This window comes from Methylibium sp. Root1272 (genome assembly GCF_001425905.1).
In the GTDB taxonomy this organism is placed as follows: Bacteria; Pseudomonadota; Gammaproteobacteria; order Burkholderiales; family Burkholderiaceae_C; genus Methylibium.
Genome location: NZ_LMDY01000012.1, coordinates 162,358 through 187,274, shown reverse-complemented (window position 1 = coordinate 187,274; position 24,917 = coordinate 162,358). Strand labels below are relative to the sequence as shown.

At 68.8% G+C, this 24,917-nt stretch carries 28 protein-coding genes; 18 read left to right on the top strand and 10 right to left on the bottom strand.

Features of this window, described 5'->3' with window-relative positions; all coding sequences use genetic code 11:
• Nucleotides 1-31: 31 nt before the first annotated feature.
• Together ASC67_RS06705 and ASC67_RS06700 are read right to left on the bottom strand one after the other, a co-directional pair.
• Nucleotides 32-787 carry a DUF3047 domain-containing protein gene (locus tag ASC67_RS06705; protein ID WP_235566246.1) on the bottom strand — a complete coding sequence of 252 codons (756 nt, stop codon included), beginning with the start codon at nt 785-787 and terminating at the stop codon, nt 32-34.
• A 92-nt stretch (nt 788-879) separates the two neighbouring features.
• Nucleotides 880-1,965, bottom strand: coding sequence for a porin (locus tag ASC67_RS06700; RefSeq protein ID WP_156466686.1), 1,086 nt, complete (start codon nt 1,963-1,965; stop codon nt 880-882).
• 237 nt (nt 1,966-2,202) lie between these two features.
• On the opposite strand from ASC67_RS06700, the gene coq7 reads away from it, so the two are divergent.
• On the top strand, nt 2,203-2,841 hold the full coding sequence (gene coq7 / locus ASC67_RS06695; protein WP_056316830.1) for a 2-polyprenyl-3-methyl-6-methoxy-1,4-benzoquinone monooxygenase: 639 nt from the start codon (nt 2,203-2,205) through the stop codon (nt 2,839-2,841).
• A 34-nt stretch (nt 2,842-2,875) separates the two neighbouring features.
• On the opposite strand, the gene ASC67_RS06690 is transcribed toward coq7, so the two are convergent.
• Complete coding sequence (locus ASC67_RS06690) at nt 2,876-3,298, bottom strand: OsmC family protein (RefSeq protein ID WP_056316826.1); 423 nt, start codon at nt 3,296-3,298, stop codon at nt 2,876-2,878.
• 320 nt (nt 3,299-3,618) lie between these two features.
• Between ASC67_RS06690 and ilvA the strand changes: the two genes are divergently transcribed.
• The gene (gene ilvA / locus ASC67_RS06685) at nt 3,619-5,199 is read left to right on the top strand and encodes a threonine ammonia-lyase, biosynthetic (RefSeq protein ID WP_056316824.1); all 1,581 of its coding nucleotides are present in this window, start codon (nt 3,619-3,621) and stop codon (nt 5,197-5,199) included.
• Between the two features lie 113 nt (nt 5,200-5,312).
• Nucleotides 5,313-6,410: a nicotinate-nucleotide--dimethylbenzimidazole phosphoribosyltransferase gene (locus tag ASC67_RS06680; protein WP_056316822.1), complete on the top strand. Its 1,098-nt coding sequence runs from the start codon at nt 5,313-5,315 to the stop codon at nt 6,408-6,410.
• A 30-nt stretch (nt 6,411-6,440) separates the two neighbouring features.
• On the opposite strand, the gene ASC67_RS06675 is transcribed toward ASC67_RS06680, so the two are convergent.
• Nucleotides 6,441-6,893, bottom strand: a complete 453-nt coding sequence (locus tag ASC67_RS06675; protein ID WP_156466685.1) for a hypothetical protein — start codon at nt 6,891-6,893, stop codon at nt 6,441-6,443.
• Nucleotides 6,894-7,071: 178 nt separating this feature from the next.
• Here ASC67_RS06675 and gspG point away from each other — a divergent pair, with 178 nt between their 5' ends.
• The 11 genes from gspG to gspF all read left to right on the top strand — a co-directional run bounded on the left by gspG (nt 7,072) and on the right by gspF (nt 17,837).
• On the top strand, nt 7,072-7,518 hold the full coding sequence (gene gspG / locus ASC67_RS06670; protein WP_056316814.1) for a type II secretion system major pseudopilin GspG: 447 nt from the start codon (nt 7,072-7,074) through the stop codon (nt 7,516-7,518).
• Nucleotide 7,519: 1 nt separating this feature from the next.
• Entirely contained in the window at nt 7,520-8,023 is a 504-nt protein-coding gene (locus ASC67_RS06665; protein WP_056316810.1) for a prepilin-type N-terminal cleavage/methylation domain-containing protein, read from the top strand.
• Entirely contained in the window at nt 8,010-8,405 is a 396-nt protein-coding gene (gspI, locus tag ASC67_RS06660) for a type II secretion system minor pseudopilin GspI (RefSeq protein ID WP_056316808.1), read from the top strand. The genes ASC67_RS06665 and gspI overlap by 14 nt, the downstream gene beginning before the upstream one ends.
• Nucleotides 8,406-8,407: 2 nt before the next feature.
• Nucleotides 8,408-9,055, top strand: a complete 648-nt coding sequence (locus ASC67_RS06655) for a type II secretion system protein J (RefSeq protein WP_056316804.1) — start codon at nt 8,408-8,410, stop codon at nt 9,053-9,055.
• Nucleotides 9,052-10,053 carry a type II secretion system minor pseudopilin GspK gene (gene gspK / locus ASC67_RS06650; protein WP_056316801.1) on the top strand — a complete coding sequence of 334 codons (1,002 nt, stop codon included), beginning with the start codon at nt 9,052-9,054 and terminating at the stop codon, nt 10,051-10,053. The genes ASC67_RS06655 and gspK overlap by 4 nt, the downstream gene beginning before the upstream one ends.
• Nucleotides 10,054-10,144: 91 nt before the next feature.
• Nucleotides 10,145-11,404, top strand: coding sequence for a type II secretion system protein GspL (gene gspL / locus ASC67_RS06645; protein ID WP_056316798.1), 1,260 nt, complete (start codon nt 10,145-10,147; stop codon nt 11,402-11,404).
• Nucleotides 11,401-11,907 (top strand): type II secretion system protein GspM, encoded by a 507-nt coding sequence (gspM, locus tag ASC67_RS06640; RefSeq protein WP_056316794.1) that lies wholly within the window; start codon nt 11,401-11,403, stop codon nt 11,905-11,907. The genes gspL and gspM overlap by 4 nt, the downstream gene beginning before the upstream one ends.
• An 80-nt stretch (nt 11,908-11,987) precedes the next feature.
• Nucleotides 11,988-12,872 carry a type II secretion system protein N gene (locus tag ASC67_RS06635; protein ID WP_235566244.1) on the top strand — a complete coding sequence of 295 codons (885 nt, stop codon included), beginning with the start codon at nt 11,988-11,990 and terminating at the stop codon, nt 12,870-12,872.
• A 2-nt stretch (nt 12,873-12,874) separates the two neighbouring features.
• Nucleotides 12,875-15,067 (top strand): type II secretion system secretin GspD, encoded by a 2,193-nt coding sequence (gene gspD / locus ASC67_RS06630; RefSeq protein ID WP_310731971.1) that lies wholly within the window; start codon nt 12,875-12,877, stop codon nt 15,065-15,067.
• A 10-nt stretch (nt 15,068-15,077) separates the two neighbouring features.
• Nucleotides 15,078-16,502: a type II secretion system ATPase GspE gene (gspE, locus tag ASC67_RS06625; RefSeq protein WP_056316788.1), complete on the top strand. Its 1,425-nt coding sequence runs from the start codon at nt 15,078-15,080 to the stop codon at nt 16,500-16,502.
• Between the two features lie 120 nt (nt 16,503-16,622).
• Entirely contained in the window at nt 16,623-17,837 is a 1,215-nt protein-coding gene (gene gspF / locus ASC67_RS06620; protein ID WP_056316785.1) for a type II secretion system inner membrane protein GspF, read from the top strand.
• Nucleotides 17,838-17,893: 56 nt separating this feature from the next.
• On the opposite strand, the gene ASC67_RS06615 is transcribed toward gspF, so the two are convergent.
• Nucleotides 17,894-18,241 (bottom strand): hypothetical protein, encoded by a 348-nt coding sequence (locus ASC67_RS06615; protein WP_162245608.1) that lies wholly within the window; start codon nt 18,239-18,241, stop codon nt 17,894-17,896.
• A gap of 248 nt (nt 18,242-18,489) precedes the next feature.
• On the opposite strand from ASC67_RS06615, the gene ASC67_RS06610 reads away from it, so the two are divergent.
• From ASC67_RS06610 to ASC67_RS06595, 4 genes are all read left to right on the top strand, one after another.
• Entirely contained in the window at nt 18,490-19,500 is a 1,011-nt protein-coding gene (locus ASC67_RS06610) for an AAA family ATPase (protein ID WP_056316779.1), read from the top strand.
• 52 nt (nt 19,501-19,552) lie between these two features.
• On the top strand, nt 19,553-20,449 hold the full coding sequence (locus ASC67_RS06605; protein ID WP_011830717.1) for a 5'-nucleotidase: 897 nt from the start codon (nt 19,553-19,555) through the stop codon (nt 20,447-20,449).
• A 23-nt stretch (nt 20,450-20,472) separates the two neighbouring features.
• Nucleotides 20,473-20,766 carry a hypothetical protein gene (locus tag ASC67_RS06600; protein ID WP_056316775.1) on the top strand — a complete coding sequence of 98 codons (294 nt, stop codon included), beginning with the start codon at nt 20,473-20,475 and terminating at the stop codon, nt 20,764-20,766.
• Nucleotides 20,767-20,919: 153 nt separating this feature from the next.
• Nucleotides 20,920-21,891, top strand: a complete 972-nt coding sequence (locus ASC67_RS06595) for a tripartite tricarboxylate transporter substrate-binding protein (protein ID WP_056316773.1) — start codon at nt 20,920-20,922, stop codon at nt 21,889-21,891.
• 73 nt (nt 21,892-21,964) lie between these two features.
• Here ASC67_RS06595 and ASC67_RS06590 read toward each other — a convergent pair whose 3' ends face one another.
• The 5 genes from ASC67_RS06590 to ASC67_RS06570 all read right to left on the bottom strand — a co-directional run bounded on the left by ASC67_RS06590 (nt 21,965) and on the right by ASC67_RS06570 (nt 24,790).
• Nucleotides 21,965-22,585: a hypothetical protein gene (locus ASC67_RS06590; RefSeq protein ID WP_056316769.1), complete on the bottom strand. Its 621-nt coding sequence runs from the start codon at nt 22,583-22,585 to the stop codon at nt 21,965-21,967.
• Nucleotides 22,586-22,664: 79 nt separating this feature from the next.
• Nucleotides 22,665-23,123 carry a D-aminoacyl-tRNA deacylase gene (gene dtd / locus ASC67_RS06585; RefSeq protein WP_056316766.1) on the bottom strand — a complete coding sequence of 153 codons (459 nt, stop codon included), beginning with the start codon at nt 23,121-23,123 and terminating at the stop codon, nt 22,665-22,667.
• Nucleotides 23,120-24,010, bottom strand: a complete 891-nt coding sequence (locus ASC67_RS06580; RefSeq protein WP_056316761.1) for a cation diffusion facilitator family transporter — start codon at nt 24,008-24,010, stop codon at nt 23,120-23,122. Before ASC67_RS06580 ends, dtd begins: the two co-directional genes overlap by 4 nt.
• A gap of 38 nt (nt 24,011-24,048) precedes the next feature.
• Nucleotides 24,049-24,435 carry a hypothetical protein gene (locus tag ASC67_RS06575; RefSeq protein ID WP_056316758.1) on the bottom strand — a complete coding sequence of 129 codons (387 nt, stop codon included), beginning with the start codon at nt 24,433-24,435 and terminating at the stop codon, nt 24,049-24,051.
• Between the two features lie 64 nt (nt 24,436-24,499).
• Nucleotides 24,500-24,790 carry a PepSY domain-containing protein gene (locus tag ASC67_RS06570; protein ID WP_056316756.1) on the bottom strand — a complete coding sequence of 97 codons (291 nt, stop codon included), beginning with the start codon at nt 24,788-24,790 and terminating at the stop codon, nt 24,500-24,502.
• Between the last annotated feature and the right edge of the window lie 127 nt (nt 24,791-24,917).

The window sequence follows — 24,917 nt, the reverse complement described above, 5'->3', positions numbered from 1 at the left end:
TGTGGCCGCGCACCCGGCCATCCGCCGTCGATCAGTTCGGCGCGGAACTCAGCTGCACACCGCTGAGGCAGACCGCGCCGTACCAGGCCGTGACCGAGGTACCGGTGTTGTCGGCATCGGTCATGAGCCCGATGCCGATCAGCGCGCCCGGCGCTTCGCCGAAGGCGCGCCGGTAGTCCCCGGCGATATCGCGCTCGTGCTCGCGCCATTGCCGCAAGTGCTCCGGACCGGACTCGACGACGATCTTGCGAATGCGGTCACTGCGCGGATTGATCACCACGCTTTCGAGCGGCGCGCCGTTGTCCCACACGTACATCAGCGTCGCGTACGGAGGACGTTCGCCAGTGACGAGTTCCGCCAGTTCGAACAGCGAGCGGTCCTTCAAGGGCAGCGTGTCGTGATCGCCGTCGAAGGCGAGCACGATGCGCGCCGGAGAGTCCTCGGTCTCCCGACGCCGCACATCGGCCCGATCGATCAGTGCGCTGACGCGCCACGAGAACCGGAGCATCTGCAACGCATCGGGCTCCAGGCGCACCGTGTAACGCAGCATGCTGGCCGAGGCATCGGCTCGCGCGCGAATCACGGCGGATCCTGCGTCGGAGCCAAGGTCGTAGCGCGTCCCGCGTTTGCCCGGCAGCGCGTGGGGCTGCCATGCCGGCACGCAGTGCGGCGACCACACCGCGCCCGCCGGCGCCCGCAACACCAGCGGGTCGCGGGTCGACACATGGGCGCAGGCGCCGACGGAGCAGAGAAGCACGAGGGCCAGGCCCCTCATCAGCGAAGGCAAGTCAGGACTCCGGACACCATCGTCGGCACGGTTCTCGATCGGCCAAAAAAGAAGCGCCCCGCAGGGCGCTTCCTTCAAGCGTACAACTCGATTCAGAAGTTGTGGCCGATGCCGACCAGGAACTGATCCTTGCCGTTCAGGTTGACAACATCGTCGTTGTCCGACTCACGATGCAGGTACGCACTGTAGATCGTGGTCCGCTTCGACAGGGCATAACGGAGCGAAGCGCCGTACTTGTCGTTCTTGTTGGTGCCGCCTGCGTCCAGATCGACCTTCGCGTGCGTGTACTGGGCACGGAACTCGAAGCTGCCGAACGGCACGAGCACGCCGACGTTGTAGGAGTCGACGTCATCGATCACGCCCGACTCAGCGATGTTCGAGCCGAAGTCGCTGGTCTTCTGATAGCCCAGGCCCAGCGTCGCGACGCCGAAGTTGAAGCTGCCGCCCGCAGTGAAGACCTTGTTGTAGGCGCTGCCGCCGCCGCCAGGAGCGTCGTCATACTCTTCATACGACAGGCCGGCCTTGACCGGGCCGGCCGCGTAACCGAGCAGCAGACCTTGCTGGCGAGCCGTGGCGCCTTCGCCGGCTGCGACCAAGCCACGGATCTGGAAGCCACCGAAGCTAGGCGACAGGTAGACGACCGAGTTGTCGACCCGGCTACCGAAGTTCTGGAACAGCACACGGCCGGCCGCGGCGCCGAAGTTGCCGTCCACCACCGTGATTTCGCCTTCAGCCGTCAGGTCCGAGCCGTAGCCCAGGTTCAACTGGCGGGTCAGCGTGTCGTGGCGACCGAGGCGGATCTCACCGAGGCTGGCCGAGCTCAGGCCTACCCAGGCCTGGCGATCGAACAGCTTGGCCGAGTTACCGGGGCTGCCATCGTCGGAATTGAAGCCCGACTCCAGCGTGAAGTTGGCCTTCAAGCCACCGCCCAGGTCTTCGCTGCCCTTCAGGCCCCAACGCGAGCCACCGATCGGCTGGTGGTTGTTCAGGGTCCACTTGTCTTCAGCGATCGTGCTGTCGGTCCAGGTGACCGCAGTGTCCAGACGACCGTACAGGGTCACCGACGATTGCGCCGAAGCGGCGCCGGCGAACGCACCCAGAACGGCCAGAGCGAGTACTGATTTTTTCATTGCAACTATCTCCAGAGTTGAACATGTGGTTTCGAATGAGCCCGCCACTTCGCCACCATTTGCGACGCCATCAGCAGTTCACCTTCCCAACTGCCGCAATTCCACCAGACCGATGCGCCCCCCGCCAGCACCGCGCTTGTTCTATGCTTATTCTGTTGTGAGACGACAACTTACTCGCACCTATTTGGTGCGAGTAAGCCCTGACATACGACTGTCATGAATGAAATCGTTCACGAACAAGCCCCTTTCGACCTCTGAAGACCCCCTCTTCGCACCGCTTCGACCATGCGTTCACTCAGCCGCACCGATCAGGTGATTTCTTCGCTGCACAAAGCTCTGAACACGGTGTTCACCGCTCATTCGGCGTCGCGCCCTGCACCGAAGCCGGTCGCCGATCCTGGCCTGACGCTGACGCCGCAGGAGAAGGCGCTGTCCGCGTCGCTGATGCGCGTCAACCATGTCGGCGAGGTCTGCGCCCAGGCTCTGTATGACTCGCAAGCGCTGGGCACGCGAAACGAGGCGCTCAAGGTCCAGTTCGAGCACGCAGCGCGTGAGGAAGCAGACCATCTCGCCTGGACCGAGGCCCGGTTGGCCGAATTGAACGGACGCACCAGTTGGCTCAATCCGCTGTGGTACGCCGGTTCTTTCAGCCTGGGGTTGATCGCCGCGCGCATCGGCGACGCCGCCAGCCTCGGTTTCGTGGTCGAGACGGAGCGGCAGGTGGAGCAACACCTGCTTCAGCACCTCGACAGATTGCCGGTGGCCGACGTCGAGTCACGGGCGATCGTGGCCCAGATGCGCGAAGACGAGGCGCGGCACGCCGCCGCCGCCGAGCATGCGGGCGCCACGTCGCTGCCGGCGCCGGTGCGGTGGTTGATGCGAGGCATGGCCAAGGTCATGACCACGACCGCTCACCGCATCTGAATGACCGGCTGATGAGGCCCCGCCGTCCGGCGGACTAAACCTCGACGATCTCCACGCCGGTCGTCATGGCGGCGGTCTTGGCCAGCATCGCGCTCGCCGAGCAGTATTTTTCGTGCGACAGCGCCACGGCGCGCTCCACCGCTCCCTGGGGCAAGCCACGGCCGCGAACGACGAACTGCAGGTGGATCTTCGTGAACACCTTCGGATCGACCGTTGCCCGCTCGGCGCTCAGCTTCACTTCGCAACCCCGGATGTCGTGTCGCCCGCGCTGCAGGATCAGCACCACGTCGTAGGCGGCGCACGCGCCAGTCCCGGCCAGCACGGTCTCCATCGGGCGCGGCGCCAGGTTGCGTCCTCCGCCGTCGGGCGCCCCGTCCATCGACAGCAGGTGGCCGCTGCCGGTTTCCGCGTTGAAGGCCATACCGGCGTCGGGCTGCCAGCGAACGGTGCACTCCATGTTCGAAACTCCTCCAGAAGAGGCGCCGATTGTGCCGAGTCGCACGAATCTGGAGCCCTCCCCCTAGAAAAAGAACGCTCGTGCTTGTTGCGGCGCACCATGCGCTCGCGCTAGAATTGCACATCGATCGGAATTTGTTGGACCCGATCACCGTTTGTCTCCTCCACCCTCCTCCATAGGTGGATTCAGCCCAAGGCCTCACGGCCTTGGGCTTTTTTATTGCCGTGTCCGCAGCATGTTTGCTGCACTGCAGCGGTCGACGGGACCACGCCGGGGCCTGACTTATCATCGCGCGCTTGTGCTTGTAACAAGGAGACTCCATGGCTCGCGCCGCGCCGCGCCCTGCGCCCCGCCCCCCCGCCGCCAAGCCCGCTCCCCGCAAGGCCAAGGTCACACCGGACTACCTGCAGCGCATCCTGACGGCGCGGGTCTACGATGTGGCTAACGAATCGGCTCTGCAGTTCGCGCCGCAACTGTCGGAGCGGGTCGACAACCGGGTCTGGCTCAAGCGCGAGGACGAGCAACCTGTCTTCAGCTTCAAGCTGCGCGGCGCCTACAACAAGATGGCGCATCTGAGCGCGACGCAATTGGAACGGGGCGTGATCTGCGCTTCGGCAGGCAACCATGCGCAGGGTGTTGCGCTTTCCGCTCGCAAGCTCGGTTGCCGGGCAACGGTCGTGATGCCGGTCACCACGCCGCAACTCAAGGTCGAGGCTGTGCGGGCGCTCGGCGGCAAGGTGGTGCTGCATGGCGACAGCTATTCCGACGCCTACGCCCACGCGCTGAAGCTCGAGCGAGAGAACGGCCAGACCTTCGTGCATCCCTTCGACGATCCGGATGTGATCGCTGGGCAGGGCACCATCGCCATGGAGATCCTGCGCCAGCACCAGGGGCCGATCGACGCCGTGTTCGTTGCCGTGGGCGGTGGTGGGTTGATCTCGGGTATCGCTGCGTACATCAAGGCGGTCCGACCGGAGATCCGGGTGATCGGCGTCCAGACCACCGATTCCGATGCGATGGTGCGCTCGGTCCGCGCGGGCAAGCGCGTGACGCTGCACGACGTGGGGCTGTTTTCCGACGGCACTGCCGTCAAACTGGTGGGCGAGGAAACCTTCCGCCTGACGAAACTGCTGGTCGATGACTTCGAGGTCGTCGACACCGATGCCGTCTGCGCGGCGATCAAGGATGTGTTCCAGGACACCCGCTCGATCCTGGAGCCTGCGGGTGCGCTGGGCGTGGCGGCGATCAAGCAATACACGGCGCGCACCGGCTGCAAGGGCAAGACCTTCGTGGCCATCACCTGCGGCGCCAACATGAACTTCGACCGGCTGCGCTTCGTCGCCGAGCGGGCCGAAGTGGGCGAGGAGCGGGAGGCGCTGTTCGCCGTCACGATCCCGGAGGAGCGGGGCTCCTTCAAGCGTTTCTGCGAGCTGCTTGGCCCGCGCAGCGTCACGGAGTTCAACTACCGCATCTCGGACGCACGCACCGCACAGGTGTTCGTCGGCCTGGCCACGCGCGAACACGGCGAGTCGGCTCGCGTTGCCGAGCGCTTCGAGAAGCAGGGCTTCCCGACGGTCGACCTGACGCACGACGAGCTGGCCAAGACCCATATCCGCCACATGGTCGGCGGCCGCTCCGAGCTGGCCCGCGAGGAGCGGCTGTTCCGGTTCGTGTTTCCGGAGCGCCCGGGGGCCCTGATGCGCTTCCTGACCCGCATGCACCCCGACTGGAACATCAGCCTGTTCCACTACCGCAACCAGGGCGCCGACTATGGCCGCATCCTCGTCGGCCTGCAGATTCCCCGCGGCGCGCAGCGCGCACTGCGCGAGTTCCTGTCCACGCTCGACTATCCCTGCGTCGAGGAGACGAACAACCCGGTCTACCAGCTTTTCCTGCGCTGACTCGACGCCGGCCAAGGCCGCCGGATGACGGTGAGTCGGGCCGTCATCGTCTGCGATTGTCTCGACGTCTGCGCAGGGCTCACAATCTCACGGCACCAACCCACCACGCCGCCATGTCTGTCCAGCGCTCCCTCATTGCTCCCACCGCCCATCCGCGACTCGAAGATGCGCTGCGGCAGAAGCTGCAGCACCGCGCCGAGACAGCCGGCAGCCTGGGCGAACTCGAGCCGCTGGCGGTGCGGCTGGGCTTGATCCAGAACTCGCTGAAGCCCCGGCTCAAGAGCCCGCAACTGGTGGTCTTCGCCGGCGACCACGGCCTGGTGGTGGACGGCCTGTCGACGCGGGGTGAATCGACTTCGCAGCAGGTCACTCACCTGCTCGCGGGACGGCTGCCGATGGCGGTGTTCTCGTTCATCCAGGGCATGGGTCTCACGGTCGTCGATGCGGGTCTGGCCGAGTCGATGAGCCCTTACCCCAGCCTGCTTCAGCGCAAGATCGGTTTCGGCACCCGCAGTGCGCGGTCCGGCCCGGCGATGTCTATCGACCAGGCGCACGCCGCGATCCGCGCCGGCATGGAGATCGCCGATTCGCTCAGCGGCAACGTGCTGGCCTGCGCCGGCATCGGTGTCGGCGCCCACGAAAGCGCGTCGCTGGTGCTGTCGCGGCTGGCCGACATTCCGCTGCGGGACCTCACCATCTCCGGCCCCGACATGCCGCCCGATATGCTGGCGCAGACGATGGTGGTGCTGCAGAGCACTCAGGGGCGACACCGTGACGTGACCGATCCGGTCGAGGTGCTGGCCGCGTTCGGCGGATTCGAGGTGGCGACGATGGTCGGCGCGATGCTGGTCGCGGCCAGCAAGCGCCACTTGATCATGGTCGACGGTCTGCCGGCCTGCGCCGCGCTGCTGGTGGCCGCCCGCATCTCGGCGCCGGTGACCGACTACGTCGTGTTCTGTCGCAGCCACGGTCATCGTGGCCTCGACCATGCGCTCAATCTGTTTCGCGCCAGCGCATTGCTCGAGCTCGGGATGGAAAGCACTGACGGGACCGGCTCCACGCTGGCCTGGCCGCTGGTCCACAGCGCCGCCGCCCTGCTGACGCAGGTGGCCGAAGGTGAAGATGCGGGGCCGACACTGCCGTCGACGACGACCATTCCCACGCTCGACTCGCCCGTTGAAGCGGACTTCGGGTCCGGTACGCGCCCTTGAGGCGACTCAGGCCCCGCCGTCAGTCCGGGCTCACTGGCGGTTGATCGGAGCCCTCGGCGGGCTGGCAGATCCTGGGATAGAAGGGACCGCCGTTATGGGCTCGACAGCCGGCGCCGCTTGAAGCAAACCGGCGGCCGGCGGCAGGCTGCCGGTCGCGGGCGCCGGTAGCGGCGGCAGGTCGAGCTGAACGGCAGGGGCGCCCTGCGACGGACCGATGGTGGCACTGCGCCGCGCCACCGACTGCAGCACCAGAGCATTGTCGATCCGCGCGCCGACCCGGTAAGCGCGGGGTGGCTTCTCGTCGACGGCGATCAATGCAATGCCCTGCTCGCGCCCTCGTTCGCCTTCCTTCGGCGCCATGACGCCGATCAGCTTGAAGCGGCTCGCGAGGCCCGGCTCGGTCGCGCCGGTCGCCGCCGCCGGCACGGCCCCCGCGGCAAACAGCCTCGTGACGTCACCGCGCAGGCTGTCGGTGGAAGACACAGGCTGCGTCTGGCTCGGTGCCGGTCGGGGCGTCACGAGGATGCGCAGTCCCCAGAAGGCGATACAGGCCGCGACGGCGGCCCACACGACGAACGCAGCAATACGGGCTGGCATGGCTGAAGATTATGATGGAAGCGAATCATCGCCCCGCGACGGTGCACCCCGTCCCCCAACCCAGATGCGCAATCCTTTCCCCCTGACCTCGTTGCCACGGCGCAGTGCGCGCGGCTTCACGCTGATCGAGTTGATGGTGGTGCTCGTGATCATCGGTGTGCTGGCCGCCCTGATCGTGCCCAATGTGCTCGAGCGAGCCGACGATGCACGCGTCACCGCGGCACGGACAGACGTGAACAACCTCATGCAATCGCTGAAGCTCTACCGGCTCGACAACCAGCGCTACCCGACCGGCGAACAGGGCCTGCAGGCCCTCGTCGCCAAGCCGACCGCCAGCCCGGTGCCCCCCAACTGGAAGCCCTACCTCGACAAGCTGCCCAACGACCCTTGGGGCAATGCCTACCAGTTCGCGAATCCCGGCGTGAAGGGCGAAGTCGACGTGTTCAGCTTCGGTGCCGATGGTCGGGCCGGCGGTGAAGGCAAGGACGCGGACATCGGTTCCTGGCAATGACATGAGCGGGCTCACGGCCTGGGGCCGAACGGGCCTGCGCCGGCCGGTCGGCCGATCGAGCGGCTTCACGCTGATCGAACTGCTGATCGTCGTGAGCCTGATCGCCATCGTCTCGGCCGTTGCCTCGCTGGCGCTGCGCGACCCCGCAGCGACTCAACTGGAGCGCGAAGCCGCCCGGCTGACCGCCCTGCTCGAAACGGCGCGGGCCGAGGCACGGGCTGCCGGCGTGGCCGTGTTGTGGGTGCCCTCCGAGACCGGATTCCGTTTCGTCGGACTGCCCAGCGAACTCGCGCTGCCGAGCCGCTGGCTCGCGGAATCCGGCGTCAGCGCCGAGGTGCGGACCGGACGGGGCCTGGCGCAGGCGGCGGTGCTGGGGCCCGAGCCGGTGATCGGAGCCCAGCGCATCGTGCTGCGCCTCGAGGCACAGACCGTGGCGCTCGCCACTGACGGCTTCGGCCCGTTTGCCGTCGTCGGCGACGAGGGAGCCCCGAATGCGTCGCGCTGAATCCAGGGCGCGCCGGCCCCAGGGCCGCGACGCTCGCGGCATGACCTTGATCGAGGTGCTTGTGGCACTGGCCATCGTGGCCGTCACACTGGGCGCCGGGCTCAAGGCCGCCGGCGCGCTGACCGACAACGCCCAGCGCCTCACCGACGTGACGGTGGCCGAATGGTGTGCCGACAACCAGCTCACCGCCTTCAAGCTCATGAAGCAGTTCCCCGGGGTCGGCGACAGCGAGTTCTATTGCGAGCAGCTCGGCGTGGTCTACCAGGGCAAGATGGTGATCCGCCCGACACCGAACCCCAACTTCCGACGCGCTGATGCGGTGGTCTTCACGCCCGGCGGACAGACCATCCTGACCCTGTCGACGGTGCTGTCGAGGTACTGAAGATGCGCGCTTCCCCTCGACTCGATGGTCAGGCCGGCTTCACACTGGTCGAGGTGCTGGTCGCGCTGATGATCATGGCCATCGTCTCCGCCATGTCCTGGCAGGGCATCGATGCCATCGTGCGCTCGCGCGACATCAGCGCCCAGCGGCTCGAGCAGCAGCTGCGGCTGCAGTCGGTCATCGCTCAGTGGGAGGCCGATCTCGCCGAAGTCCAGGACAGCGGCCTCGTCCCGGCCCTGCAGTTCGACGGCGCGAGCCTGCGGCTGACGCGGCGTCATGCTGCCGGCCTGCAACTGGTGGTCTGGTCGTTGCGGGGCGACAGCTGGACGCGCTGGGCCAGCCCGGCGGTGACGCATGGCGCAGCGCTGCGCGAAGCCTGGCTGCAGTCGCAGCAACTGCTCGGCAATGAGGCCGAACAGTTGCGCGCACTGAGCGGCATCGCCAGCTGGCAGCTCTATTACTGGCGCGGCAACGCCTGGACCAACGCGCAGTCGAGCGGGGATGCCACGCCGGCGACCGCGGCAGCACCGACGCTGGTGACGCGACAGGCGCTGCCGGGCGGCGTGCGCCTGGTCCTCGCCTTCACGGAAGGCAGCGGCAATGTCGGTGCCCTGACCCGCGATCTGCGCTTGTCGCCGCAGGGCTCATGACTTCGACCCTTCTCCGACGACGACGCAAGCTTGCCGGCCGACGCGCGGGCCGTCAGCGCGGGGCCGCCTTGCTGACCGCCATGGTCATCGTCACGCTGGTGGCCACGCTGGCCAGCGCCATGGTCTGGCAGCAATGGCGCGCGGTGCAGGTGGAAGTGGCCGAGCGCGCGCGTGCGCAGGCCTTGTGGATCCTGAACGGCGCGGTCGACTGGGCGCGCTTGATCCTCCGGGAAGACGCGCGCACCGGCGGCGCCGACCACCTGGGCGAGCCCTGGGCGGTGCCGCTGGCCGAGGCCAAGCTCTCGACCTTCCTGGCGGTCGATCGCGACAATACCGACGACGCGCCGGAAGCCTTTCTGTCCGGCTCCATCACCGACGCGCAGTCGCGCTACAACCTGCGCAATCTGGTCGAGGCCGGCTCCGGGACGGCGGGCACTGCCGAGGAACGCGTGCTCCAGCGCCTGCTCGATGCCGTGGGCGCGCGCTCCGATCTCGCACCGCTGATCGTGCGCGGACTGCGCGCTGCCACGCTCGCCAGCGGCCAGTCGAGCGGCACGGAGCTCAGCGCCGATCCGCCACTGATGCCCGAGCGCATCGAGCAACTGACCTGGCTCGGACTCGACGCCGAGACCCTGGCGCTGTTGACCCCCTATGTCTCACTGCTGCCGGTGCGCACGACCGTGAACGCCAACACCGCGCCCAAGGAAGTGCTGTCGGCGGTGATCGAAGGTCTGGACCTGGCCAGCGCCGACCGGCTGATCCAGGCCCGTCAGCGCAACCCGTTCCGCAACGTGGCAGAGCTCGGCACGCTGCTGCCGCAGGGCGTGAGCGCCGCCACCGAGCGGGTTTCGGTGACATCATCCTTTTTCGAGGTCCGTGGCCGACTCCGCCTGCAAGACCGCAGCGTGGAGGAACGCGCGCTGGTCGAGCGCCGCAACCTGGACATCGTGACCCTGCGCCGCGATCGGGTCGCAGCGATCGAGAGCCTCACCCGGTAAATCGCACACACATCCGGACACCGCTCCCCCGCCCTGATTTCGGACTGTCGCTCATGTGCCACACCTACAATCGCCGCGCACCCTTGCCCCCATGACAACGCTCGTCGTCTCCATTCCACCGCGGCCGCGCCTGCGTGCCGGCGCTCCTGCCCCCGCAGCGCGGGTGATGGGAGAGTTCGCGTACGCGTTCAGCGCCGACGGCCTGGCCGTCGACCGCGAAGGACAGGCGGCGCCCGCGCTGCTGCCCAAGGCTGACCAGGTGGTGGCCATGCTGGCTCCCACCGATGTCAGCTGGCACCACATCGCGTGCCCCAAAGCCCCGGCGGCCCGCCTCGGTGCGGCCTTGGCTGGCGTGCTGGAAGAAGCGTTGCTCGAAGACGCCGGCCAGTTGCATCTGGCACTCGCGCCCGGCGCCAAGGGCGGCGACCGGGTCTGGGTGGCTGCGACGGACCGCGCCTGGCTGGCTGGCGAGATCGCCACCCTGGAGGCGGCCGGGCTGCGGGTCGATCGTGTCGTGCCGGCGGCGTGGCCTGACGAACCGCCGAACGGGCATTTCACGGCGACCCACGAAAGCAGTGCCGACGGCGTCGGGGGTCTCGCGCTCGTGCTGACATGGGCCCATGCCGAAGGCGTAGCCAGCTGGCCGTTGCAAGGCGGACTGGCGCGCGCGCTGCTGCCCCAGCCGCTGCCCGCCGACGCACGCTTCACCGCCACGCCCGCGGTCGCGGCACCGGCGGAGCGCTGGCTCGGCAGCACGGTGCGGGTCCAATCGGCCGCCGAGCACGCCCTGCAAACGGCGCGCTCGCTCTGGAACCTGCGCCAGTTCGGCCTGGCACCGCGGCATCGCGGCCTGAGCGCCCTGCGCGAAGCGCTGCGCCGCTTTCGCAGCTCGGCGTGGCAGCCGGTCCGCATCGGGTTGGCGACACTGGTCGTCGTGCAGTTGATCGGTCTGAACGTCGTCGCGTGGCAGCAACGCAGCACCCTGGAAGCCAAGCGCCTGGCCATGACCTCGCTCCTGCGCGACACGCATCCGCAGGTGCGCGCCGTGCTCGATCCACCGGTCCAGATGCAGAGGGAAACCGATGCCTTGCGGGTGGCCGCCGGCCGGCCCGGCGAAGCGGACCTGGAGTCCGCGCTGCAGGCCGCGGCCAGTGCTTGGCCGGCCCAACAGCCGGTGCAGACGCTCGGCTACGAGAACGGCCTCCTCACGCTGGCCACGCCCGGCTGGAGCGAGCAGCAGGTCGGTGCCTTCCGCAGCGCCCTGGCGCCGAGCGGCTGGCAGGTCGAAGCCGTCGACGATCGCGTGACCCTGCGTCGCGTGCCGGCCGCTGCCGCAGGCCCCCGCACATGAAGACGGCCCTGCCGCCAGCCCTAGCCGCCGTGAGCGAACAATGGCGTGCGCGCTGGCGGCGCATGGCGCGGCGCGAACGCCGGCTCGTCAGCGCGGCGTCGGTGATGATCGGCGTGGCGCTCGTGTGGATGCTGGGCGTGCAGCCGGCCTGGCGCAGCCTGCGCGACACGCCCGCTCAGATCGACGCGGTCGAGTTCCAGTTGCAGCAGATGCAGCGGCAGGCCGCCGAAAGCCAGGAACTCCGCAAGCTGCCCACCGTCAAGCCGGCCCAGGCCGAGGCCGCACTGCGTGGCGCCACCGAGCGGCTGGGAACCAACGCACGCCTCACGCTGCAGGGCGACCGCGCCACACTCACGCTCAGCGGCGTCCCCGGCGAGGCGCTGGCCGCATGGTTGGGCGAGGTGCGCAGCGCCGCCCGCGCGCGCCCCGACGAAGCCAAGCTCTCGCACGGCCCCAACGGCTACAGCGGCAGCGTGCTGCTCACGCTGCCGCGACCGGGCTGACCGACGACGCATTTGCACGAGGCACGCAGCCCATGGCCCGATCCTTTTCCGCCTCCCAGTGGCGCCCGTCGACCTGGCGCGTGTCGCTGCTGCGCCGGCCGCGGGATGCCGGTGCCGTGTCGCGGGCGAGCGAATGGGGCGCGTCCACCTACGAGGGCCTGCGCTGGGAACGCGCACGCCACGCCGGGCGGCGCTGGGCAATCTGTGGGGCCGTGCTGGGCGGCCTGCTCGGCGTCATCGCCTTTGCGCCGGCCGCCTGGTTCGCTGCCTGGGTGGAGCGCGCCAGCGCCGGACACGTGCTGCTGGCCGACGCGCGCGGCAGCCTGTGGCAAGGCAGTGCCGTCGCGGTGTTGAGCGGTGGCGCGGACAGTCGGGGTGCCCGCTCGCTGCCGGGCCGGCTGCAATGGACACTGAGACCGGCCGGCCTGGCGCTCTCGCTCCAGCTGGAGCACGCGTGCTGCCTCAACGGCCGCCCGAGCGTGCGGCTCACGCCGGGTTTTGGCACCGTCACGGCGACACTTCAGGGTTCGCCCACCTGGATCGGCCAATGGCCGGCCGAGTGGCTGGTCGGCCTGGGAACGCCCTGGAACACGCTTCAGCTCGGCGGCGTGCTGCGCCTCAGTTCACCCGGCATCAGCCTGCAGACGGTGCAGGGGCGCTGGCGCGTGACCGGTCAGGCCGCGCTCGACGTGGCAAATGCCGCATCCCGGGTGTCGACACTGGAGCGGCTGGGCAGTTACCGTCTGGAGATCGGCAGCGATCCGGGCAATTCCGGGACTGCACAACTGACCCTGAGCACCATCGAGGGCGCGTTGCAGCTGTCGGGTCAAGGCACGCTGGGTGCCGGAGGCCTGCGTTTCCGCGGCGAGGCGAGCGCCGCGGAGGCCGACCAGCCGGCGCTGACGAACCTGCTGAACATCATCGGGCGGCGCGACGGCGCGCGGTCCGTCATTTCGATCGGATGATCATGAGCCTGACCACTTCACCGAAGCCCGCCCGCCGCGCCACGGCGCTGCGCGCGCTGGCTGCGGCCTGTGCGGTCAGCGTCGCGCTCGGCAGCCTCACGCCGCCGGCCCTGGCGCAGAAGACCAAGACGCGCGAGCCGGTGACGCTGAACTTCGTCAACGCCGAGATCGAGGGCGTGGCCCGGGCCATCGGCGCGATCCTGGAGCGGCAGATCGTGATCGATCCGCGTGTGAAGGGCCAGATCACGCTGTACAGCGAGCAGCCGCTGTCGCCGCGCGAGGCCTACCTGAACTTCCTGGCCGCGCTGCGCGGCCTGGGCTTCACGGTGGTCGAGGTCGCCGGGCTGCTGAAGGTGGTGCCCGAGGCCGATGCCAAGCTGCAGACCGGCACGGTGTCGGTCGGCAACGTCACGCGCCAGGGCGACCAGATCATCACGCAGATCTTCAGGCTCAACCACGAGAACGCCAACAACCTGGTGGCCGTGCTGCGCCCGCTGATCAGCCCGAACAACACCATCAACGCCAACCCCGGCAACAACTCGCTGGTGATCACCGACTACGCCGACAACCTGCAGCGCATCGCCAAGGTGATCGCGACGGTGGACGTCCCGGCGGCGACCGATGTCGAGGTGATCCCGCTGCAGCACGCGGTCGCGTCCGATATCGCGGTGCTGGTGCAGCGCCTCTCCGACGCGCCGGCCGCCGCGGCGGGCTCGCCGGCCACTGCGGCCGGCGGGGGCGGACTGTCCGTGATCGCCGACTCCCGCACCAACGCGCTGCTGGTGCGCGCCTCCAATCCAGCCAAGCTGGCCCAGGTGCGCTCGCTGGTGAGCAAGCTCGACCAGCCCGGCACCGCGGGCGCCGGCGGCAGCAACATCTACGTGGTCTACCTGAAGAACGCCGACGCGACCCGGCTGGCACAGGTGCTGCGCGCGGCCTTCGCCAGCAACACCGGCAGCAGCGGATCGGGCAGCAGTGCGACGAGTTCGGTCACGAACCTGGCCAACCAGGCCAGCGCCCAGCTCGGCAACCAGACCGCGACCGGCGGGGCCGCACCGCAGACCACCAACCCCGTCAGCGGCGCCGCCCAGCCGTCGACCGGCGGCTTCATCCAGGCCGATCCGGCCACCAATGCGCTGATCATCACCGCGGCCGAGCCGATGTACCGCCAGCTGCGCTCAGTGATCGACCAGCTCGACGCGCGCCGCGCCCAGGTCTATGTGGAAACCATGATCGTCGAGGTCAATGCCACCAAGGCTGCCGACGCCGGCATCCAGTGGCAAGGATTGATCGGCAAGGAAGGCGACAGCACTGGCGTGATCGGCGGCACCAACTTCGGCACCGGCGGCAACAACATCATCAACCTGTCGATCGCCGCCGCACAGGGAACGGCCAGCACCACCCTGCCGTCGGCGGGCCTGAACCTCGGCATCATCAAGCGCTACGGGGGCGTCTACACACTCGGCGCGCTGGCTCGCTTCCTCGAGACCAACGCCGACGGCAACATTCTCTCCACGCCGAACCTCGTCACGCTGGACAACGAGGAGGCCAAGATCGTCGTCGGCCAGAACGTGCCCTTCGTCACCGGCTCGTTCACGAGCACCGGGACCGGCAGCGGAGCGACCAATCCGTTCCAGACCATCGAGCGCAAGGACGTCGGCATCACGCTGCGCGTGAAGCCCCAGATCGGCGAGAACGGCACCGTGCGCATGACCGTTTACCAGGAAGCTTCGAGCGTGGTGAACCAGGCCGTCTCGCAGGGCACGTCCGACGCGACAGCCGGGCTGGTGACGAACAAGCGCTCGATCGAATCGACCGTGGTCGTCAATGACGGCGACATCCTGGTCATGGGCGGTCTGATGCAGGACCAGTTCCAGGACAACTCCAGCCAGGTGCCGGGACTGGGCAGCCTCCCCGGCATCGGCGTGCTGTTCCGCAGCGACAACCGCACGCGCACCAAGAGCAACCTGATGGTCTTCCTGCGCCCGCAGGTGATGCGCAGCGCCGAGAGCAGCACGAACCTCTCGCTCGACCGCTACGACATGATCCGAGCGCAGCAGAAGGACGGCCAGCCCGAGCCGCGCGTGCTGCTGCCGACCTTCGATGCACCAGTCCTGCCGCCGCTGCGCCCGCCGCCGGGCGAGCCGATGCCGCCCGCGCCCACGCCGCCGGCTTCGCCGCCGCTGCAGAACTGAGCGCCCCGGCATGGCCACCCGCCATCCGCTGCCCTACGCCTACGCGAAGGCGCATTCGCTGCTGCTCGAGGACAACGGCAGCCAGCTCGTGCTGTGGGCCGGCGACGCCGTCTCGCCGTCCGTGTTGAGCGAGGTGCTGCGCCTCTATGCCGTCGACGCGCTCGAGCGCGAAGCGCCGGCCACGCTGTCGCAGCGCATCGCACGCGTCTATGCCGGTGGCGAGTCCAGCGCCGCGGCGGTGATCGGCGAGGTCGAGAGCGGCGTCGACCTGTCGCGGCTGATGCAGGACCTGCCAGCCGTCGAGGATCTGCTCGAGGCCGCCAACGACGCGCCCATCATCCGCATGCTCAACGCGCTGCTGACGCAGGCCGCGAAGGACGGCGCGAGCGACATCCACATCGAGCCCTACGAGCGCAGCTCGGCGGTGCGCTTCCGCGTCGACGGCACGCTGCGCGAAGTAGTGCAGCCGAACAAGGCGCTGCACGCCGCGCTGATCTCGCGCCTGAAGATCATGGCCGAGCTCGACATCTCCGAGAAGCGCCTGCCGCAGGACGGCCGCATCTCGCTGCGCATCGGTGGCCGGGCGATCGACGTGCGCGTGTCCACGCTGCCCAGCGCGCACGGCGAGCGAGCGGTGCTGCGCCTGCTCGACAAGGGCGACAGCACGCGCTTCACGCTCGAGTCGCTGGGCATGAGCGGCGAGACGCTCACCAGGTTCAAGCGCCTGACGGCGCAGCCGCACGGCATCGTGCTGGTCACGGGGCCGACCGGCTCGGGCAAGACCACGACGCTGTACGCCGGTCTCGGCCAGGTCGACACCCAGACGACCAACGTGCTGACGGTCGAGGACCCTATCGAGTACGAACTGCCCGGCATCGGGCAGACGCAGGTCAACCCGAAGATCGACCTGACCTTCGCCAAGTCGCTGCGTGCGATCCTGCGCCAGGACCCGGACGTCATCATGATCGGCGAGATCCGCGACTTCGAGACCGCGCAGATCGCGATCCAGGCCTCGCTGACCGGTCACCTGGTGCTCGCCACGCTGCACACCAACGACGCGCCCAGCGCCGTCACGCGGCTGACCGACATGGGCGTCGAGCCCTTTCTGCTCAGCAGCTCGCTGCTCGGCGTGCTGGCACAGCGGCTGGTGCGCAAGCTCTGCCCGGACTGCAAGAAGCAGGACGACAAGGGCCGCTGGCACCCGGTCGGCTGCCCGGCCTGCGGGAGCACCGGCTACAAGGGCCGCACCGGCGTCTATGAGCTGATGGTCGCCGACAGCGCCCTGCAGAGCCTGATCCACAGCCGCGCCGCCGAGTCGCAGCTGTTCGTCGCGGCGGAACGGGGCGGCATGAAGACGATGCGCGAGGACGGCGAGCGGCTGGTGGCGAGCGGGGCGACGTCGCTGGAGGAGTTGTTGAGGGTGACGAGGGAATGATGGGCGGTCTGAGGTGGTTCGGGCGCTCTCGCGACGCGGGCATTGAGCCCGCGCCGCTCGCCGATCGCTGCGCTGGCCGATCTCCGTAAACGGAGCCTCTCGGCCTTCGCTCCGCGCTCTATGCCCGCCTACAAATTCGAAGCCATCGACGCCGCCGGCAAACCCAAGAGCGGGCTGCTGGAGGCCGACAACGCGCGTGCCGCACGGGCCCAGTTGCGGCTGCAGCAGCTGGTGCCGCTCGACGTCAAGCCGGTGCTGTCTCAGACCACCGGCACCGGCGGCTTCCAGCTCGGGCGGCGGGTCTTCAACAGCACCGGCCTGGCCATCTGGACCCGCCAGCTGGCCGGCCTCGTGAGCGCCGGCCTGCCGCTGGAACGCGCGCTGACCGCACTGGCCGACGAGGCCGAAGATCCCCGCCAGCGCGAACTGCTGGCGCACCTGCGCGCCGAAGTCAACTCCGGCTCGCCGTTCGCGCGCGCGCTCGGCAACGCACCGCGCGAGTTCGACGACGTCTACCGGGCGGTCGTCGGCGCCGGCGAACAGACCGGCCAGTTGGGCCTGGTGCTCGAGAAGCTCGCCGACGATCTGGAAGAACGTCAGGAACTGCGCAGCAAGTTGATCGGTGCGGCGCTGTATCCCGCCATCGTGTCCCTGGTGGCGATCGTGATCGTGGTCTTCCTGGTCACCTACGTCGTGCCGCAGGTCGCCAGCGTGTTCGCCGGCGGCAAACGCGCCCTGCCCTTCCTCACCAGCGCCATGCTCGCGATCAGTGCCTTCCTGCGCAGCTGGGGCTGGCTGCTCGTGCTCGGCATCGCCGGCGGGGTGGGCACGCTGCTGTTCATGCGTCGCAACGAAGCCTTCCGCGAGCGCTTCGACGCCTTCTGGCTCACGCTGCCGCTGATCGGCCGCCTATCCCGGGGCTACAACGCCGCGCGCTTCGCCGGCACGCTGGCCATGCTGGCCGGTGCCGGTGTACCCATTCTGAAGGCCTTGCAGGCGGCCGCCGAAACCTTGAGCAACCGCGCCATGCGGGCCGACGCGATGGCAGCCCTGATCCAGGTGCGCGAGGGCGCGCCGCTGGCTTCGGCCCTGGCCGGCAAGCGACGCTTTCCGGGCCTGCTGGCGATGTTCGCCCGCCTGGGCGAACAGACCGGCCAATTGCCTGTGATGCTGCAGCGAGCCGCCACGCAGCTCGGCACCGAAGTGCAGCGTCGCGCGCTGGCGCTGGCCACGATCCTCGAGCCGCTGCTGATCGTCGTGATGGGTGCGGTGGTGATGCTGATCGTGCTGGCCGTGCTGCTGCCGATCATCCAGCTCAACACCTGGGTCAAATAAAAAAAGCCGGCCCCGCGGGGCCGGCCTTCATCGCCGAACGGTATCGGTGCGCCGTCTCAGAGCACGGTCGCCTTCGACGGCACGCGCTGGCTCAGCGCGCTCGCGTCGCTGAGCGGCGTACCGGCCTGCTTCAGCGACACGAAGGTCGTCGGGTGCAGGTCGGACAAGCGCGACGCTTCGATCTGGCGCACGAAGTGCCAGCCCGAAGGCGTCTTGACGTAGGCAAAACCCGTCGGCAGATCGACGAACACACCGAAATCCTCGACCGGCAGGGTCGTTTCGGCCTGAACGGGCAGCACGGCTGCAGCGACCAGGGACAGGGCAATCAGGGGGCGGAACAGGGTCTTCATGACGAACCTCAAACCAGGCAGTCGATCGACGGCAGCCTTGTAGGACACCGTCACCGTCGTTTCTGAAGCAGTCGATCGACGGGATCTAGCCCGTCACCGTCAAACTAGGGTAAACCATTATATGCCGATTGGCGTCGGCTTGCAGTCGTCATGTTGCGACGCAGCACTGCAGCCCCGCTTCCGAGACCCCCGGCACGTGGGTTGCATGCGATCTGCTCGGGGTTTGCCCCGTTGATCCGGGGCTGGCTTGCGTCAGGCTTTGCTGCAATGCGTTTCAATGGGTCGTCGACTGGAGTATCTGAATGCCGTCCACCGCCACAGAACTCGTGACCGTGCCAACCGGGTTGCCGCGATCGGGTCTGCCGATCGCCCACATGCGCAGCGTCTACCGCCTCGGCGACGTCGAGCGCCGGCTCGAGAAGCTTCCGCCCAAGGAGCACGAGAGCCTGCGTGCCACCTACGAACGCATGCTCGAAAAGGGCGCAGAGCGCTTCCAGGTCAAGCCCTCGGGCGTGCCGGCGATGGACCACCTCTACGAGCAACTGCCCAATTTCCACGATGTGCTCGACGACGTGAAGCGCCAGCTCGCGCTGTGCCACGACAGCCGCGACGCGCTCGAGATCACGCCGATGCTGCTGCTCGGGCCGCCGGGCGTCGGCAAGACCCATTTCGCCCGCGAGATGGCGCAGTTGCTCGGCACCGGCCTGGGCTTCCTGTCGATGAGCTCCCTGACTGCGGGCTGGGTGCTCAGCGGCGCGTCCAGCCAGTGGAAGGGCGCACGTCCGGGTAAGGTGTTCGAGACCCTGGTCGACGGCCAGTACGCCAACCCGGTGATGGTGGTCGACGAGATCGACAAGACCGGCGGCGAGCATGCCTACGATCCACTGGGCGCGTTGTACAGCCTGCTGGAGCACGACACCGCCGGCAGCTTCACCGACGAGTTCGCGGAGGTCGCGATCGACGCCAGCCAGGTGATCTGGGTCGCCACCGCCAACGATGCGCGGGCGATTCCCGAGCCGATCCTGAATCGCATGAACGTGTTCGAGGTGCAGATGCCCGATGCTGCGGCGGCGCGCGCGATCGCGGCGCGCCTGTACCGTGGCATCCGCGCCGACCACGACTGGGGCAGCCGCTTCGCGCCGGAGCCGGGCGACGACGTGCTCGATGCGATGGCCGAACTGGCGCCACGCGAGATGCGGCGCGCCTGGATGACCGCCTTCGGCAACGCCAAGCTCGCCGGCCGTGGGGCGGTCGAACCGCGCGATCTGCCGGAAGCGTACGGACGCAAGGCGGCGATCGGCTTCGTGCAATAGCGGCCCGCGCCACCGGCCGGCGCGAAGCGCGACGGCCGGCTAGCATCAGCGCATGTCCGTTTCCCTTGCCGGCCAGCTGGTCGTGGCCATCTCCTCGCGCGCGCTGTTCGACTTCGAGGAAGAGAACACCATCTTCGAAGGCAACGACGACCGCGCCTACATGCAGCTGCAACTGCAGCGGCTCGATCGGCCCGCGCGTCCCGGCGTCGCGTTCTCACTGGTGCACAAGCTGCTCGCCTTCACCACACCCGAAGCACCGCGCGTCGAGGTGGTGATCCTGTCGCGCAACGACCCGGTGTCGGGCATGCGCGTGTTCCGCTCGGCCCAGCATTACGGACTGCCGATCCAGCGCGGCGTGTTCACACGGGGCAGTTCGCCGTGGCGCTACCTGAAACCACTGCACGCCAACCTGTTCCTGAGCGCGAACGACGCCGACGTGCGCTCGGCCCTCGAGGCCGGCGTGCCGGCGGCACGCGTGCTGCCGCACGCGGCACGCGCCTCCGAGGCCCATCCGAACGAGGTCCGCATCGCCTTCGACGGCGACGCCGTGCTGTTCTCCGACGAGGCCGAGCAGGTGTTCCAGAGCGGCGGCCTCGACGCCTTCCAGCGCCACGAGGCTGATCGCGCCGCCAGTCCGCTCGCGGCCGGGCCGTTCAAGCCGCTGCTGCACGCGCTGCAGCAACTGCAGCAGGCCAGCACCGAGCGCATGCGTCTGCGCACCGCGCTGGTCACCGCCCGCAGCGCGCCCGCCCACGAACGCGCGATCCGCACACTGATGGACTGGCACATCGAGGTCGACGAGGCCATGTTCCTCGGCGGCCTCCCGAAGGGCGAGTTCCTGCGCGAATTCGAGCCCGACTTCTTCTTCGACGACCAGACGCGCCACGTCGAGAATGCGGCGCACCATGTGCCATCGGGGCATGTCGCCTCGGGAGTTTCCAACCCCTGACGCCGCGGCGCCGGGAGCCTGCCATGACCGACGACTTCTTCGCCCCGCCTCCGTTCAAGGCCGAAGAGGCGCTTGCCGGGCTCAAGCGCCAACTGCGCGAATGGCGCCTCGTCGAGCGCGAGGGCCGTTTCGAACTGCAGGGCCGCGCGATCGTGGAACTCCGTTTGGAGGGCAGTGCGATCCACGCGCGCACCGTGCGCAAGCTGGCAATGTCGCCGCAATGGGACGAGACGCGACTCCGGAGCAGCGCCGACGTGCGTCGCTTCGGCGACGCGCTACAGCGGCAGCTCGCACACTGGGCCGATCGCGACGATTGAGCCGCAACGGCTCGGGGTTTTCCCCCGACCGTCGCGTCGTCCCGCAGGAGCGCGCCGCCGCGGCGCGGCGCTTACGTAGTTTCCGGCATGGCTCGATCGGCGGGAGCCTCTAGCATCCCTCACCGTTTGAAGTTTCCCCCGAAGGAGTCCTGCATGAAACGCATCCTGCTGACCGCTGCCGCCGCCCTCGCCGTCACCGGCGCCCTGGCCGAGTACCCGGAGAAGCCGATCACCATCGTCGTGCCGTTCTCCGCCGGCGGCCCGACCGACAAGGTGGCGCGCGACTTCGCCGAAGCCGTGCGCAAGCCGCTGGGCGGCGCGACCATCGTGATCGAGAACGTCGGCGGTGCGGGCGGAACGCTGGGCGCCGCCAAGGTCGCCAAGGCCGCACCCGACGGCTACACGCTGCTGTTGCACCACATCGGCATGGCCACCTCGCCGGCGCTGTACCGCAACCTGCAATACAAGACCCTCGACGATTTCGAGTATCTCGGCCTGATCAACGAGGTGCCGATGACGTTGATCGGCAAGCCGACGCTGCCGGCCGCCAACTACGCCGAACTGCTGAAGTGGCTCGACGCGAACAAGGGCAAGGTCAATCTTGCCAATGCGGGCCTGGGTGCGGCCTCCCACCTGTGTGGGCTGCTGTTCCAGAGCACGCTCAAGGCCGACATGACCACCGTGCCCTACAAGGGCACCGGCCCGGCGATGACCGACCTGATCGGCGGACAGGTCGACATCATGTGCGACCAGACCACCAACACCACCGCGCAGATCGAGGGCGGCAAGGTGAAGGCCTACGCCGTCACCACGCCCAAGCGCCTGACGACGCCGGCGCTGGCCAAGCTGCCCACGCTCGACGAGTCGGGCATGAAGGGCTTCAACGTCAGCATCTGGCATGGCCTCTACGCGCCGAAGGGCACCCCGAAGGCGGTGCTCGACAAGGTCAACGCCGCACTGAAGACCGCGCTGAAGGACGCCGATTTCCTGAAGCGCGAAGAAGCGCTGGGCGCGGTGGTCGTGAGCGACGCCCGCACCAATCCGGCCGATCACAAGAAGTGGGTCTCGTCGGAGATCGACAAGTGGGGGCCCGTCATCAAGGCCGCAGGCCAGTACGCCGACTGAGGCACCGCCTTCGGCCGCGAGGCCCGAGCCATTGCAGCCACTCCTCGGAGTGGCTTTTCTTTGATGTCGACGCTCAGCTGAACCGGCAATGCAGGCTCGTGTCGCCGACCTGCGCCAGCCACACATGCCCGCCCGGCTGCAACAGCGCGTTGCGCAGCACCCAGCCGCCGGCATCGGCCTGCAAGCCCAGGCGCAGCAGGTCGGCCATCACGGCATCGGAGTCGCGCAATCCGAGCGGCAGGTCGGGCGTGCGCCGCCGTTCCTCGCGCCAGGCCACGGCGCATTGCGAATACGGCATCCGGCCCTGCGACACCGCCTGCGCCAGCGGACTCTCCGGCGCGGGGAAGGGCCGCAGCGACGCGTCGAAGCACTCGCGTCCGAAGCGCCCGAACTTCGGGTCGCCGTCGAGATACCACTGGCTCAGCAGCTTGGCACGCCGCTGCGGCAGATCGAACACGAACTCCCAGCGCCGCGCCGCGCCATCCCGGGCCACGCCCTGGGGCGCCAGCACGTGCTTCAGCCGTGCATCCGTATCGAACTGGTGGGCCGTCTTCACGGCCTGTTCCAGCGCGTGCGAGACCAGGCACGGCACGCCGCCGCCGGGCGGGCGCTCGCTGCGGGTCAGGGGCTCGTGCTGGCTGTTGCGATCGAGCCGGCGATCGATGCTGTTGAGCAGACGGCGCAGAGCGCTCACGCGGCCCCCCTCGAAAAGGCTCGCGTCGTCGGCCGGTCGCTGGCGTCGCGGTGACGCCAAGGGGAGCGCATGCGGTGTTTCATGACCTCAGTTTGTCATGCCCGACGACGAGCGGGATCGTCACCGGCCCGTCGTTGACCAGGTGCACCTGCATGTCGGCGCCAAACTCGCCACATTCGACCGGGGTGTGCCGCGAACGCGCCACCGCCAGCACCCGTTCGTAGAGCGCCCGGCCCAGGGCCGCCGGCGCGGCGCCACCGAAGCTGGGGCGGTTGCCTCCCGAGCAATCGGCCGCCAGCGTGAACTGGCTGACGAAGAGCAAACCACCACCCGCCTCGACCACGCTGCGGTTCATCTTGCCCGCGTCGTCGGAAAACACACGCAGCTTGAGCAGGCGCTCGACCAGCTTGTCGGCCACGGCTTCGGTATCCGACGGCTCCGCGCACACCAGCACCAGCAAGCCCGGGCCGATCTCGCCGACGCAGCGGCCACCGACCTCGACCCGCGCCTGGCTGACACGCTGCAGCAGCGCGATCACAGCAGGTCCCGTTCGTCGTCGAAATGCGCCTCGACGTCGGTGGGCAGCAGCTGGATCGTGGCGCGCAGGCCCGGCACCGCGCTCATCAGCGCCTGTTCGACCGAGGTGCGCAGCGCAGCGGCCCGGCCCAGCGTCCAGCTCGCCGGCATGTGCATGTGCAGGTCGACGAAGCGCCGCTGACCGGCCCTCCGGCTGGACACATGATCGAACCGGATGGTGGGATGCCGGAAGCTGTCGAGCACCCCGTCGATGTCATGCAGCACCTCGGGCTCGAGCGCCTGGTCCATCAGGCCGTCGGCCGAGCGGCGCACCAGCGATGTCCCTTCGCGCAGGATGTTGAGCGCCACCAGGATGGCCATCGCCGGGTCGAGCCACAGCCAGCCGGTCCATTGCACCGCCACCAGAGCGACCACCACGCCGGCCGACGTCCAGACATCGGTGACCAGGTGACGCGCATCGGCCTCCAGCGCCACTGAGCGGTGTTCGCGGGCCTTGCGGAACATGGCCCAGGCGAGTGCACCGTTCAACGCCGATCCCACCACCGACAGCGCGATGCCGAGGCCGATGGCGTCGATCGGCTGGGGATCCAGGAAGCGGTGCACCGCGGCCCAGATGATGCCCAGCGCCGCGGCGAAGATCAGCACCCCCTCGAAGCCGCTGGAGAAGTACTCCGCCTTGTGATGGCCATACGGATGGCCCTCGTCGGCCGGCCGGCTGGCCACCGTGACCATCAGCAGCGCGAACATCGCGCCCGCCAGGTTGACCAGCGACTCCAGCGCGTCCGACAACAGGCTCACCGAATCGGTGAACCACCAGGCGCCGGCCTTCAGCGCGATGGTGGCCAGCGCGACGGCGATCGAGAGCTTGAGGTAGGTGCTGACCGACATGCCTCGATTGTCGTCGGCCGTTCTGCCAGCCGCCGTCGCTACGGCTGCCGTTCGCGCCAGCGCACCCCCAGTTCGCCGACGGCGTGCGCGGCCAGCATCCAGGGCAGGACGGCGGCCACCGCCTCGTGCACGTCGCCGACGATGCTGCGGTCGCCCCAGGTCGCGTTACCCAGCAGCAGGCCGCTGGCGGCGATCAGCAAGACCGCCACCGCCATCGCCCACCGCAAGGCCATGCGCACTGTCTGCCAGACCGGCCGAGGGAAAGGACGCGCGGCGCGCCTCAGACCCAGCGCGCCGGCGGTCACCAACCACAGGCCGAAGACGCCGGCAGCCATCAGCCCCAGCCAGGCGTGCGAACCGGGGTGCGCCTCGACCCCCAGCCAGGCCAGACCCAGAACCGCTCCGAGCGCGCCGTGCAGCAGCACGGCTCCACCGAGGCGCCCTCGCCCCCCGCTCGCGGCGGATGTCGCGGCAGCCTCCGCGCTCGCATCAATGGCCATGGCGGCCGGGCTGCAGGCGCTGCAGCGTCTTCGGATGGAAATAGGCCTCGACCTTCCAGCCGTCCTTGTCAAGCGCTTCGACTTCATAGCAGCCGTCGTCGACCTCGATCTTCTCGATGCGCCAGCCCTGGCCGTTGAGCTGTTGCTCGAGCTCGGCCATCGGCCGCCACTGGTCGCGCGGCCCGGCATTGCAAAGATCCTTGTGGCCGGCTTGCGCCGGTGCGCTGGCCAGCAGGGCGGCGGCCGCCACGGCGGCAAGCGACAGGGAGAGTCTGTTCATCGAAGCTCCTTTCGAGAGGTTGGAGAATGGGCAGGCCGCCAGCGCGACCCGATGAAAGGCATGCTGCGCGGCCCCCGTGAACCGAAGCTGAACGCCACAAGGCGCCCGTTCAGCCCCGGTTCAGGCG

Bases quoted from the DNA above. Each gene is read 5' to 3' on its own strand.
- gspM (WP_056316794.1), top strand. From the start codon at position 11,401: ATGAAGACGGCCCTGCCGCCAGCCCTAGCCGCCGTGAGCGAACAATGG.
- ASC67_RS06570 (WP_056316756.1), bottom strand. From the start codon at position 24,790: ATGAACAGACTCTCCCTGTCGCTTGCCGCCGTGGCGGCCGCCGCCCTG.
- gspK (WP_056316801.1), top strand. From the start codon at position 9,052: ATGACTTCGACCCTTCTCCGACGACGACGCAAGCTTGCCGGCCGACGC.
- gspE (WP_056316788.1), top strand. From the start codon at position 15,078: ATGGCCACCCGCCATCCGCTGCCCTACGCCTACGCGAAGGCGCATTCG.
- ASC67_RS06665 (WP_056316810.1), top strand. From the start codon at position 7,520: ATGAGCGGGCTCACGGCCTGGGGCCGAACGGGCCTGCGCCGGCCGGTC.
- gspG (WP_056316814.1), top strand. From the start codon at position 7,072: ATGCGCAATCCTTTCCCCCTGACCTCGTTGCCACGGCGCAGTGCGCGC.
- coq7 (WP_056316830.1), top strand. From the start codon at position 2,203: ATGCGTTCACTCAGCCGCACCGATCAGGTGATTTCTTCGCTGCACAAA.
- ilvA (WP_056316824.1), top strand. From the start codon at position 3,619: ATGGCTCGCGCCGCGCCGCGCCCTGCGCCCCGCCCCCCCGCCGCCAAG.
- gspI (WP_056316808.1), top strand. From the start codon at position 8,010: ATGCGTCGCGCTGAATCCAGGGCGCGCCGGCCCCAGGGCCGCGACGCT.
- gspL (WP_056316798.1), top strand. From the start codon at position 10,145: ATGACAACGCTCGTCGTCTCCATTCCACCGCGGCCGCGCCTGCGTGCC.
- ASC67_RS06595 (WP_056316773.1), top strand. From the start codon at position 20,920: ATGAAACGCATCCTGCTGACCGCTGCCGCCGCCCTCGCCGTCACCGGC.
- ASC67_RS06580 (WP_056316761.1), bottom strand. From the start codon at position 24,010: ATGTCGGTCAGCACCTACCTCAAGCTCTCGATCGCCGTCGCGCTGGCC.
- ASC67_RS06655 (WP_056316804.1), top strand. From the start codon at position 8,408: ATGCGCGCTTCCCCTCGACTCGATGGTCAGGCCGGCTTCACACTGGTC.
- ASC67_RS06680 (WP_056316822.1), top strand. From the start codon at position 5,313: ATGTCTGTCCAGCGCTCCCTCATTGCTCCCACCGCCCATCCGCGACTC.
- ASC67_RS06690 (WP_056316826.1), bottom strand. From the start codon at position 3,298: ATGGAGTGCACCGTTCGCTGGCAGCCCGACGCCGGTATGGCCTTCAAC.
- ASC67_RS06605 (WP_011830717.1), top strand. From the start codon at position 19,553: ATGTCCGTTTCCCTTGCCGGCCAGCTGGTCGTGGCCATCTCCTCGCGC.
- ASC67_RS06600 (WP_056316775.1), top strand. From the start codon at position 20,473: ATGACCGACGACTTCTTCGCCCCGCCTCCGTTCAAGGCCGAAGAGGCG.
- gspD (WP_310731971.1), top strand. From the start codon at position 12,875: ATGAGCCTGACCACTTCACCGAAGCCCGCCCGCCGCGCCACGGCGCTG.
- ASC67_RS06610 (WP_056316779.1), top strand. From the start codon at position 18,490: ATGCCGTCCACCGCCACAGAACTCGTGACCGTGCCAACCGGGTTGCCG.
- gspF (WP_056316785.1), top strand. From the start codon at position 16,623: ATGCCCGCCTACAAATTCGAAGCCATCGACGCCGCCGGCAAACCCAAG.